The 12,149-nt window shown below is 38.1% G+C and carries 11 protein-coding genes and 1 tRNA gene; 6 read left to right on the plus strand and 6 right to left on the minus strand.

Features of this window, described 5'->3' with window-relative positions:
• Positions 1-43: 43 nt before the first annotated feature.
• From IT6_RS03150 to IT6_RS03160, 3 genes are all read right to left on the minus strand, one after another.
• Positions 44-835 carry a DUF805 domain-containing protein gene (locus tag IT6_RS03150; RefSeq protein ID WP_206827750.1) on the minus strand — a complete coding sequence of 264 codons (792 nt, stop codon included), beginning with the start codon at positions 833-835 and terminating at the stop codon, positions 44-46.
• 402 nt (positions 836-1,237) lie between these two features.
• The gene (locus IT6_RS03155) at positions 1,238-1,774 is read right to left on the minus strand and encodes a hypothetical protein (RefSeq protein ID WP_206827752.1); all 537 of its coding nucleotides are present in this window, start codon (positions 1,772-1,774) and stop codon (positions 1,238-1,240) included.
• Positions 1,775-2,075: 301 nt separating this feature from the next.
• Positions 2,076-2,276, minus strand: coding sequence for a hypothetical protein (locus IT6_RS03160; protein ID WP_206827754.1), 201 nt, complete (start codon positions 2,274-2,276; stop codon positions 2,076-2,078).
• An 837-nt stretch (positions 2,277-3,113) separates the two neighbouring features.
• Between IT6_RS03160 and IT6_RS03165 the strand changes: the two genes are divergently transcribed.
• Entirely contained in the window at positions 3,114-3,548 is a 435-nt protein-coding gene (locus tag IT6_RS03165) for a DUF805 domain-containing protein (RefSeq protein WP_206827756.1), read from the plus strand.
• 928 nt (positions 3,549-4,476) lie between these two features.
• Complete coding sequence (locus IT6_RS03170; protein WP_206827758.1) at positions 4,477-4,698, plus strand: hypothetical protein; 222 nt, start codon at positions 4,477-4,479, stop codon at positions 4,696-4,698.
• A gap of 163 nt (positions 4,699-4,861) precedes the next feature.
• Here IT6_RS03170 and IT6_RS03175 read toward each other — a convergent pair whose 3' ends face one another.
• A complete protein-coding gene (locus IT6_RS03175; protein ID WP_206827760.1) occupies positions 4,862-5,014 on the minus strand; it encodes a hypothetical protein in 153 nt (50 codons plus the stop codon).
• A gap of 173 nt (positions 5,015-5,187) precedes the next feature.
• Here IT6_RS03175 and IT6_RS03180 point away from each other — a divergent pair, with 173 nt between their 5' ends.
• Entirely contained in the window at positions 5,188-5,844 is a 657-nt protein-coding gene (locus IT6_RS03180; RefSeq protein ID WP_206827762.1) for a hypothetical protein, read from the plus strand.
• Between the two features lie 929 nt (positions 5,845-6,773).
• Here the strand turns inward: IT6_RS03180 and IT6_RS03185 are convergent.
• Positions 6,774-6,862, minus strand: a tRNA-Ser gene (locus tag IT6_RS03185).
• A gap of 128 nt (positions 6,863-6,990) precedes the next feature.
• Between IT6_RS03185 and IT6_RS03190 the strand changes: the two genes are divergently transcribed.
• The 3 genes from IT6_RS03190 (at position 6,991) to IT6_RS03200 (ending at position 10,619) form a co-directional block, all read left to right on the plus strand.
• On the plus strand, positions 6,991-7,623 hold the full coding sequence (locus IT6_RS03190) for a 2OG-Fe(II) oxygenase family protein (protein ID WP_242524311.1): 633 nt from the start codon (positions 6,991-6,993) through the stop codon (positions 7,621-7,623).
• A 64-nt stretch (positions 7,624-7,687) separates the two neighbouring features.
• Positions 7,688-9,637 (plus strand): GNA1162 family protein, encoded by a 1,950-nt coding sequence (locus IT6_RS03195; RefSeq protein ID WP_206827763.1) that lies wholly within the window; start codon positions 7,688-7,690, stop codon positions 9,635-9,637.
• A 172-nt stretch (positions 9,638-9,809) separates the two neighbouring features.
• Positions 9,810-10,619 carry an HlyD family secretion protein gene (locus tag IT6_RS03200; RefSeq protein ID WP_242524312.1) on the plus strand — a complete coding sequence of 270 codons (810 nt, stop codon included), beginning with the start codon at positions 9,810-9,812 and terminating at the stop codon, positions 10,617-10,619.
• A 7-nt stretch (positions 10,620-10,626) separates the two neighbouring features.
• Here IT6_RS03200 and secY read toward each other — a convergent pair whose 3' ends face one another.
• Entirely contained in the window at positions 10,627-12,117 is a 1,491-nt protein-coding gene (gene secY, locus IT6_RS03205; protein WP_206827767.1) for a preprotein translocase subunit SecY, read from the minus strand.
• Positions 12,118-12,149: the final 32 nt, after the last annotated feature.

The following is a 12,149-nucleotide window of genomic DNA, read 5'->3' on the forward strand; positions in this document are numbered from 1 at the left end:
TCCTTGTTATTTTTCAACTGTTCCATCAGAATTCAGTTGAAAACTAGCTTAAATGCTTTTCCCACCGATTAGTTATTAAATGACCGATTGCAATGAATCCTGCTCCCAAAATCGTCCCTCCATAAGTTACGATGAGAGGTAACCAATTATGTTGTGCGAAGCCAGCATACCAAGGAGCAAATATGAGGGTAATTGGCAAGACCATAAAAGCGATAAGGCCGCCCCAAAAGCCTACTACTTTTATAACGATAGAAAGATTTAAAATAAACGATACGACAGCTGTGACTGCATATATTATCCATCCACTAACAATAAAAGAAGTTGCTATAAATTTGGAGATTGCAATTGATCGTAACTTTGCTTTATAATGTCCTTCATGTGTGTTTTGAATACCTTTTGGATTAGGTCCATATTGGTTGTCTCCAGGTGTGCTGTCACGCAGTAAAAGAAGCAAAAACACTAAAACCCACACAAGCAGCAGTATTAATATCAAATCGACAATCCACTCAATACCTGCCACACCAGATATGAAAATACCGACTAACAACAGTATTGGTATTAGTAGCCACTTCCCACTATGTGAGGTATCGTGTAATCGTCGAACAGTCACTGCAAGGGATGGTATTAAGGTAGCAAGCCAATAAATAAAACTAAGAGGACCATAACTTGGTGTTTCATTACCTAGCTCAAAATATTCAACGTAGAGAAACTGATCTAAAATTCTGAGACAAATCAAAAAAAGATTGTTAAACAAAAAGTAACACCAAAACTCACTGCGTCGTGCCCGCCCGAAAAAGTCTGTATATTTCCGCAATGCAGATAAGTACCATTCCATACACTCCAATTCTTTTTGTCTATTTTAGGGAAAAAATTCTTTCATGAAAATATATAGCTTTTCAGCCTTTTCATCTTCAAAAGATTATAAAATTCTTGTAAAAGCAATAAATTATTTTCCACCCTGCGCATGCCTCTGAAGACCTTTTTTACCATACTTGACCAACAAAATAAGAAAAAGCCATCAAATTCAATAACTGAATATCAAAGATATTTGTTCAAAGATATTTGTCACTGCCAGCTTATGTCACTAATAATGCAAGATACTGATCTTTCTTTGAAAAAGTAGAATCCAGTTGTCGATATACTTGATTATTTAATATTGTCTTCCATTTTCAAACTCTATTTCGTAATTAGCGTTTTTCTTATTTGTTTTTCAGTTTATGTTATATCCCTTCTTAATTTATTTTCGACTTTGTTGTATCCCATACACCCGATTCAGAAACTCATCCAGATCGTCAAACTCTTTTAATTGTAAAAGAAGAACCACTTCTTGTTTTACAATTATCTCACCAATCTGTTTTAGATCTCTCAGACCACTAGGCTCATTTTGTACTAAATGAGTTATTTCATGTTTAAGAAAATCCGTCCGATCACAAAGCTCATTATATACCATTCGAGTAATATTCTTTAGTTTCTTGAAGTATCTTAATTCCTCATCTATTTTCCTTCTTGGATATTTATTAAGTTCATAAATATATTCTTTAGCAACAGTTTTCGCTTGTTGTAATGTTTCTTCAAAGGTATTTTTGCTTTGATATAAGTCATCCGTCAAATAGCCTTCACTAATACACTTATCAACCTCATTAATAAATTCATGAGCATATACATCTAATTCAGCTGTTAAACCAGCTAACTTTTCCAATTTCTTATTAGGAGATGGTGAATATGTAAAGAAAGTAAGGCATAAAAAAAGAACGAACATCGCTCCAATCACCATTAATATGTCCTTTATGATTTTCACATTTCTCTTCAGATTATTTTTATGAGATTAACCTTTTCATTTTCTGATTACAATATTTCGTTAAAACTTTTTCTTACTTTATAGAAGTGCTAACTGAACTTCAGAAACTCCAAGATAAATATATTGAAGTAGAATTACATTGGCTTTTTATCTGCCTAACTAACCCACTTGGGCGAATAAACGAAAAGCTGAAGCAGGTCAATTTTTGAAGCAACGCGTTGAGCTCTGTATGAATCCGAGATAAGAGGACGATCACAGGCTTTTCCTTGGTAGAGAGTTAAACCAAGCGAATTTCCTGAAAGCGGGTGATCGCTTTAGGAAATTCTTCAGTGAACTTCTTCTCTCTCAATTCTATTTTGTACCTATCGCTAATCCAAAAGGTTAAGAAGCTGAGCCTAATTCCATAGGGACAAGCTTCTTTCTCTGCAAGACAGCCCTGACAGCAGTTGTTTAATGCTGGAACAATGTTTAGTGGCATCTTTAATTGTCAAAAAACTGAGGCTTTCTATTACTTATCAGCTACGAAAAGCCTCTGAAAAATTGCTTAAGGAAACGGTGTGTTAATAGATCAATTGCTAGGTTAAAATATTATGTTGCCCTCCAAAGGAACTTACTCTACCCTTACAAGATAATTATGCTTGTTGAAACTAAATCTAGACTACTCATTAGAACGGAAGGCGTATTCTTTTTCTTTTCCTTATGATGTGTATGATGCTGTAGTTGGCAGGATCATCATGGGTTACCTTATTAAAAAAGAGGAAAACGAGCGTTTTATCGGTCAGAGTTATTTTCCAAAAAGAGTATGGAAAGATAGTATGGAGAAACAAAAAGAAAGATAATAGGCGGTCAGTCGACAGTCTACACTACTGCTCGACAATGAAGGAAGCTCTCACAGACGATTTCATAAAAGTTGGCATTCTGATTTGTTTTCTCCGAATGATATTATAGCCTTTAAATATTATTGTACTTTAACGATGCCTCAAGGATTATTGTGGGAAGGCATTATACAGGAAAACTACAGTTGGACTTACATAGACATTCATTGACAAACAAGAAACTGAGACTAGGTACGTATAATTGATTCGATCCTTTTATGCAGACACAGAGGGGATGTTTAGGTTTTTATTTACAGAGTAGAGATGAAATAAGACAATTTCCTTACCGAGGTTAGTGAAAAAGTTTTTCAAGGATGTGTTTAGGATAGAAAAAGATGTATTGCTTTTACAAGGATTTTATAATATCATGAAAAAATCTGAAATGTTACTTACTTCCCTGAGAAAGTTTTTAGCCTGAAATAGATAAAAGAATGGGGTGTATGGAATGGTACTTATCTGCATTGCGGAAATATGCAGACTTTTCTGGGCGAGCGCGACGCCGTGAGTTTTGGTATTTTTTTTTGTTCAACACTCTTTTTTTTGTAGGCTTCAGAATTTTGGATGAGTTTATTATTACTGAACATCCCGAAATATGGAACCTGAGTCATCCAGATCGAATTTATGGTCTTCCTGGTCTTCTGTTTCTTATTAGTGGTCCGCTCAGTGGCATTTACCTACTAGTTACAATAGTTCCTACCTTGGCAGTCATCGTTCGACGTTTGCATGATATCTCACGTAGTGGTTGGTTATGGTTGGTACTGATAATAAACTTGCCGCTTGGGTTTCCAGTGCTTTTACCATTTTTTCTGCGAGACAGTACACCTGGTGAGAACCGTTATGGCCCTAACCCGAAGGAGGTTTACAGCCTTGATTGAGGCTGGCTTTATAATTGATTGGAATCTACTAAAAACAAGATTCTTTAGTATAAATCCATCGAAATTACCTCAGTGGGTGTGGGATCTTTCCTTGATAATTTTTGCATTTATAGTTGGGACTCTAGTCATGTGGTTGACTATCATTTTAGTTACGATTTTATTGTTTCTCATTATAAGCAGAGGCCTTCCGAATGGCAATATTGCACACTTTTTTTGAACTGTATTTTTTCAGCACCCTTTGGAGACTTTTTAGCAGATCAGATAGCGGTCAAACACGACAAAATACTCGGAGCTTTGGTCATATCAGCACCGTTTATTTAGAGTTATTGAGTCTTGCAATTGGTGCGCGTAATGTTCATGATAACAAACCGTATGCAATTTTGATAATAATCCCTGCAATGCTTGGGGGCATTATGTAGAAAAGTTACGATCAATCTCTATCTCTAAATTAATAGCTATATCCTTTGTTTTGGTAGATGGATAATATATGCGGTCACAGCTGTCATATCTTTTGTTTTAAATCTTTCCATCATCATAAGAGCATCAGAATATTGGGGTGGTCTTATTGCCTTTATGATCTTGCCAATTACCTTCATATTTATACTCTGGCATACTGGAATTGCACAACATAATTGGTTATCACTCATTGTGATGTATGGAGGGTAGTTTTTGGGATCAGGGTTCATTGCAATCGGTCATTTAATAACTAATCGGTGGGAAAAGTATTAAAGCTAGTTTTCAACGGAATTCTGATGGAACAGTTGAGAACATAACAAGGAATGAGATTTTTGTTACTTTACAATATACTCTGCATAAATTGATTTTCGTTTCTTTGTATTTTCTTCATGAGAATGTAGGTTTTGCTGAAGAAAAATGTTCTCAAGAAAAAACAGAAACCATAAGTTAATGATGATCAATCCGTAGGCAAATGTCTCAAGACAAATTATCTTGGGCTTTGACCATTTTCAAATATTTTGACATACGGGGGCTTGGCGGTCCTCGAGCAAGTTTGGTCCAACTCTCTACCAAAGGAAAGCCTGTGATTGGGCTCTTACTCCTGATTCCTGCTGAGCTCAACGCGTTGCTTCAAAAACTCGACATGCTTTCGCTCTTTGCTCGCCCGCCCAAGTGGGCCATGCAGAAAGAATAAAATGTTATGTCGTTCTGCTTCAATGTCTTATATCTCAGAGTTTCAGAAGTTTAGTTAACGATTAATTCCTATAACAGGTCATATAATCGAGGGACCAATTTCTTAATACTGTTATCAACCGAAAAAGAGATTAAATGATCCAGATTCAAATTCAAATCATCGTTCACGATTGCATAAGCTCTACAGTGATCGGAACACCAGGTTTGCCTTCTTGATTGGTGTCAGATCTTTGAGATAAAATTAGGGCTAGAAGTGGATCTTGACCTAGGGCATATCTTTCCCAAATTTGAATGAGTCGTACATCTAAGCCATTCATGGTACGAAAGAGTACCATAGGAATAAATCATGCTTTAACAATTTTTTTAGGATGCTTTTATTGAATTTTAATTTCGCTATTAATCCAATAATAATTTTCATTTATTTTTATTGTGAAAATAAAATATAATTTAATAAAATTTATTACTATTTAGCAATGGCTAAGGAATGTGAATGCAGACACTTATTTTGTATTGGGTGACATCAGCTTGCCGTGGCAGTGGTCTTTGGTATTTAGCTGTAGAATTTGATGGATTTCCTCATTTTGTTGGTCGAGCACTTGCTCCAGTCATGATGTGCTTCTTCCCCGCTTGGGCCGTGGTTGTTGGTTTTATGACAGTAGCAACCGTGTGGGCATTTGTTGATAAGGAACCGTTTGCAAATATTAAATTTGCGTTGCTGATTCATTATATTTATACCCTACAATGGATAACATGTCCATTAAGTGCTTGGTGGCTTTTTACACATGCAAATACTTGGATCGCTGTCTTTGCTCTTTTGTATCCATTCTTTACATCATTTCCAATTCAAATTCCGATGCAATCAATGATTATTGGTTTAGTAGGAGGCCTAGCTAAACGAGAACCAATACTTCAAATCGGAGGCTTACAGTACAAGTTTTTCAGAGATGCCGTGTTTGAAGTCGTCCGTTCTAAAGATTATCCTATAAGTGTTGTAAGATTGATGGACCAAATAATTCCTAGAAGGTTTCTTGAATGTGGTACTAACTTACAGGAATCACTAGATAAATTAGGGCGAATTCTAATGTCTGTCACTTTTGGAACCAAACCGGCAGTAGTTCTTGAAGAGGTTCGGACCTTGTTTAGCTAAAAGGTTATATTTACAGGACAATCTTGCGCATTATGTATCAGCTAAAAGGAGAGGGAGATGGGGTTTATTGAGTTCAGATAGTTTAAATGCAATAAATTGCAATGGACTACAAACCATAAAGAATAATCGAAACAGTGGCCTTTCAATCAACCTTGGAAGAAGAAATTGTTTAATCATGTCTTATCAGCATGTATCTGTCCGCGGTTTCACACGTCGAAAAAGGATTAATTTTCTTTTGGGAACTCTAAACCACACATTCGAACAGAAGTTCAGTCCGCCGTTGAATCGGTACAGAACAATTAAAGCTGACGTTGAAAGAGGACTCGGACGAACAATGAAAAGCGACGTTGAAGTGTAGACAAGTGAGCAAGAACATCTGACGTTGAAGCTTTAACGAGCGTACAAAAGAGAGGGTGGGCCGAAATGCCCTTTTTCTTTTTGCCCTCACCGCGGGCGCTCGAGCCTGCTGCCTTTGATGCGGCCTAAAACAGCCACAGCGTAAAAGACAGCAGGTCGCAAGATCTTTAGGCCACCGCACTCGTTATCATACTCGTTACAAACACAAAAACGATTATAGGGCATTTTATGCGACTTGGCCTGAAAAGCTAGTTTATATGAGCAAATGAGGGCGGTAATGCTTGCACTCGCCTTACCTCGCCAAACGATGTGAACTCATTCGAAAAACCGAACTTGTGTAAGTCGCTGATGTCAGCATATATGCGGGATGCGAGAGGCTGCAAGCATATATCTAGCCTTGAAAGAAAATGCGTCTAACTACTTGATTTTCTTGCTCATTTCTTGCTCTTTTTGAGCCTAATGAGCCTAATATTGAGATATTATTAAGTATTTTATGGATCTATAAGTAAAGCTTATATTTATTTGCTCTTGCATACGGTTGCTTATCTAATCTTGATTTTCGAGGTGGAAAGCGGAGTCGGAGGGATTCGAACCCTCGAGGGGATTTTTGTCCCCTAACGGTTTAGCAAACCGCTGCCTTCAGCCACTCGGCCACGACTCCATGAAATGAATCCTTATTATAATCTTTATACTAATCCCTGACAAAACTAAACTTTAGAGAATCATTTAGTAAAAGTCAGATATATTTGTTGCAAAATTTTTAATTTTTTTATAGAAATAAAGACCGCCATGAAATACATCTCCCTCGAAAAACTCGCTTCTACTCCTGTAGAACATGACCCTTTTGAATACCTTGTCGTTAAAGGGTTTGTCAAAACCGAAAACAAAGATCAACTTCTTTCAGACTTTCCTCAGATAAAAAAACCGGGTGTTTTTCCTCTTTCTGAAGTGCAATTTGGTCCCTCTTTTTCTGCATTCATTGAAGAATTGGAGAGTCCAGCCCTAACAGAAATTCTTCAAGAAAAGTTCAATATCGAATTACTTAACAGGCCTATCTTAACAACCGTCAGGGGATGGTGTTCCAAAGATAGGGATGGCAATATTCATACCGATTCAGTATGGAAATTGGTCACTTTGCTTATTTACTTAAATGAGGAATGGGAACCTCAAGGAGGTAGGCTCCGGTTGTTACGGTCCAAGAACATTAACGATTATGTGGCTGAAGTTCCACCTGAATGGGGTTCGCTCATCGCCTTTAAAAGATCGGATAATTCCTTTCATGGCCATTTGCCTTTTGAAGGACAGAGAAGAGTAGTAATGCTTAACTGGGTAACTGACCAAGAAACCCTTAATAAGGAATTAGGAAGGCATAATTTTTCAAGCCTATTCAAAAAGTTTGTTCCTTTTACGATTAAAAGATAGCCATTTGCTTTCTTTTTTCTTGTATTTCAAGTATTTAGAGCCAAAATGAGTTGGCCTAAAGTCTATGCGCCACTCAGCCTGTCTCTTTTTCTTGCTTATTTTATGCGTTGGATGTTCGGGAATTCGAACTCCTTCTGAAGATCAAAAACTTTATCTAAAAGAGCAGGCTGTTCATAACCATGGGAAAAAAACTCTCTATGACCATGTTGTCGATATTGATCCAGGAAAGATCCGGGCCGGGGTAAGTTCTCTTTTCTATGAGTTGCCTCCGAAAACTGTTGCTGTTTTACCTTTCGTTGATCAAGATAAAGGAGATTATTATCTTAACAAACTTCCTCTAAATCAGCGCGATCCAGAATTACGGGAAAAATATCGGTGGACGAGGGCACAAAGAGTCCGAAAACTCATTTACGGAAACCTCGCTCAAAGAGAATACTACCCTATTAAACTGGGCAAAATCGATGCTGTATTAAAACAACATGGTATTTGGAACAGTAAAGATCTATCTAAAGTTTCTCCTGAGCAATTGGGCTCTTGGTTAAATACCGATGCCGTGATTTATGGAGTAGTAAAAAATTACGAAAGTTATTATGCCGGAGTCCTTTGTGGTTATAGCGTCGCTGCGGACATACAGATGCTTTCAACTAAAAACGGTGAGCAGCTCTTTTATGCTTCCGGTTTAAGGAATCAATTGGGTTTTGATTTCGGTCTAAATCCAACTGATCTGCTCATCAACTCAGTAATCAATTTTACTTATTTAAGAGATGTCGTATTGAGGCGCGCTGAAGAAGACATCTCAAGAGAAATCGTAATAAGAATTCCCACAAGAAGGCCAACTCCTTATTTCCCTCAGGCTGAAAATGCCCTTGCCCTTTCCCATAACTCTTCTTCAAAAGAAATACGGAATGAAAAAAAAGGCAGGGCTGGAAGTCCTCCACCCTCTACTCGATCCCTTAGCCATGAAAATGAAAAGAGAAGTCCTTTTCTTTTCACACAAGGCTCAGTGCATAAAATGCCTATCGAGCCTGATAATCCTCATTTTTCCTTTCGCCTTTCCAAAAAAAATGAATTGTCCCAAAAAAATATTGAAATAAGAAAAGCGGATTTTGCCCTTGCTGCTATCGATGAACCTAAGGGAAAACCGACTAAACAAAAAGCCATGCCAACTATTCTGTTTAATAACGTTTCAGATCAAAAGTTCTTTCTGTCCGAAATTGGTGATAAGATTCATGGAAAAAAATCTATATACGATCGGTTGATCGAGATGGATATCCAAAAACCTGAAGTGATCGCCCATCCCGATTATTCTCATGAAGCAAGCGGTAAAATAGCCGTTCTTCCTTTTTCAGATCAAGCAACAGGAGGTGATTTTCTTGTTAACCGCATTCCACTATTCCCCAAGTCAAAAATGCAAAAAGAAAATTGGCAATGGACAGTCAGTAATAGATTACGCAGAACCATTGCTGGTTATCTGGCCCAAAGGGATTTTGAAATTTTAAACCTTGGTGAAGTCGACACGACCTTAAAAGCTCATGGACTTGCAACCATGAAAGATTTATTGAGCATTCCTCCTAAAATCTTGGGAAAATGGCTTTCGGCTGATCTTCTGCTTTATGGGGAAGTGACCCATTACGAGGGTTTCTATTCGGTCGTTTGGGCTGCCTGGAAAGTGGGAGCACGATTGAATCTTGTTTCTGCCCATTCGGGAAAAAAACTTCTTTCTACCAATGCAACACGAATGTCTAACCGTTTTATTCCAGCTATCACTCCTGTCGATTTAGCTATTTCAGGAATTACAACCATGACCACGATGATGCGCGATTACAAATTAAAACAGGCTGAAGAAGAATTATCTAGAGAACTTGTATTGCGTTTTCCTGCTGTCAAACAGGTTAATGAAAATTCTGAAAATCGAGATCTTCCCCATCCTTTAGTCCATAAAATTTCTATTCTCGAATCTTCGCCTAAAAAAAGAAAAAATCTCGATCTTTTCGAAAAAAGCCCCTTCGCATAGACTCGCTTTCATTTGTTCCTTTTGTATAGTAATTGTTTACTGAGCTATGAATTTTTTCAGCAAATCCTCTTTCAGGGCTGATTTATTTTTGATCCTGCTTGGATTGTCATCCTTTTTTGTTTGGAAAATGCTGTTTGAAAGATCCTGCTATCAAAAAACTGAGGATGCTTATATGAGTTCTCATGTTTTGAGAATATCCTCGAAAGTTTCAGGTTACGTCGAGAAAGTGTTTGTAAATGATAATTGGAAAGTCAAAAAAGGTGAACTTTTGGTAAAAATTGATCCCAGGGATTACATCGCAAGAGTAGCGGTTGCGGATGCCATCAGAAAATTCGCTCAAAGCGAATGGTTAAGACTCCGTGAATTAAGTGTTGTCAATGCTTTAAGCGCTTTTAATTATGATCTTTCTTTAGCCTCAAACTTGATTACCCGATCCATTCTCCGCTTAGAAAGTCTTTCTCTTGGCTATACCGACATTTACAGTCCCATCCAAGGAAACATTACCAACAAGATGGTCGAACAAGGTGATTACGTGAGCAGCGGTCAATATCTTTTTTCAATAGTTTCCGGGGATTTCTGGATTATTGGGAATTTCAAAGAAGGACAGTTAAATAAAATCCGCCCGGGTCAACCAACCTGGATCAAAATTGATGCGTATCCCAACAGATGGCTATCGGCACATGTCGACAGCATACAAAAAGGGACAAAAAATGCCTTTAGCCCTTATTCTTCTGAAGACCTTAGCCTTAATTACGTCAAAACTTCGCAGCGGATACCTATTAAAATACTCCTTGATGAAACGCTACCTTCCGACTACTTGAACATTGGCCCTTGGATGACGGTAAAGGTTAAGATAAAAACAGCTGAAGACAACTACATTTATCCGTTAAGTATCCTTTGCTCCCTGCTTAGTTTAATAGGTTTATTCTTTTTGAGAACAATCGCCAAAAAATATTTGCCCAAGAAATTCTTCTACTTTTAGCTTGTCTTTATTTCTTAAAAAGAGAAACCGTAATGCCGGCAATAACAAGAATGCCAATAAAAGTGTATATCCATACTAGAGTCCTTTCCTTGGCAACATCGCTAGATATTGTTCCTACGGCAGCTTTGCTCAATTTCCTCTTTTTAAGAAATCCATCATAATTTCTCTGGAGTAAATAGGTTTCTGTTTGCCGCATTGTATCCAATATCACACCCACAACAATCAGCAAACTTGTCCCCCCAAAAAACTGAGCTGTAATCGCAGGAATACCCAGCAAGTTCTGGACAACCATGGGCAATACAGCAAGGATAGACAAGAATACAGCTCCGGCTAGCGTTAGTCTGGTCATGGAATAGTCGAGAAACTCGGAAGTCGGAGCTCCAGGCCTTATACCGGGAATAAACCCTCCATGCTTTTTCAAATCATCAGCGATCTGTACGGGATTAAATTGGGTAGCAACCCAAAAATAGGAAAAGAAAAAAATCAGCACGACCGAAAGCGCATAATACAGAGAGCCTGCCGACAAGGAGTTGGCAATCCTAGCAGCAGTTGCTGAATTAGGAACTAAAAACCCAATCAAGGTTGAAGGGAACAGAAGAATAGCTTGGGCAAAAATGATGGGCATCACCCCGGCATAGTTCACTTTTAAGGGTAAAAAAGAAGTTTGACCACCATAAATTCGGTTTCCCCTTACCTGTTTTGCGTAATGTATAGTAATTTTTCTCATCGCCTGAGTCATAGCCACAGTCGTAGCAATAACACCGAAGAGAAAAAGGAGAAGAAGGGCTATCAGGAAAGGACTTGAAGCGGTAATACTCGAAGGAGAAATGAGTTTCGACCATCCCTGGACAAGGCCAGCGGGTAAGCGAGCCAAAATGCCTATTGTAATAATCAAAGAGACCCCATTACCAATACCCTTATCCGAAATCTGCTCTCCCAACCACATGAGAAGCAAGGTTCCCGTGGTCAAACTAATCATGGTGATGAGTCTAAAACCCCAGCCAGGTTCAGGAACAAGTGGGCTGCCTAATTTTTCAATAATTCCATGAATTCCATGAAGCAAAGGAATGCTTTCAGGATTTTCAAAACCGATAGCGAGCAAATATCCCTGGAAAAGACACAACAAAACGGTTAACATCCGAGCATACTGCGTCAATTTCTGTCTTCCTCCCTCTTCTCTAGCCAGTTTTCCCAGGGTTGGGACAACCGTTGTCAGCAGCTGCATCATAATGCTCGCACTGATATAAGGCATAACGCTGAGAGAAAAAATGGCACAATTTTCAAGTGCTCCACCACTAAAAAGATTGAGCATGCCCACAACAGACCCCTGGGCTTGCTGGTCAACAACGGTACGAAAAAACTCTCCAAGAACATTGGGATTTACTCCCGGAGTAGGAATTGCCGAGCCCAATCGAATTATAATAATAACCCCTAGAGTAAAGAGTATCCTTGACCTGAGTTCTGGTATTTTAAAAATGTTAACGAAGGCTGACAGCATGAATTATTATCCACTTATCTTTTATAACCTAC

Source organism: Methylacidiphilum caldifontis (assembly GCF_017310505.1).
GTDB classification, from domain to species: domain Bacteria; phylum Verrucomicrobiota; class Verrucomicrobiia; order Methylacidiphilales; family Methylacidiphilaceae; genus Methylacidiphilum; species Methylacidiphilum caldifontis.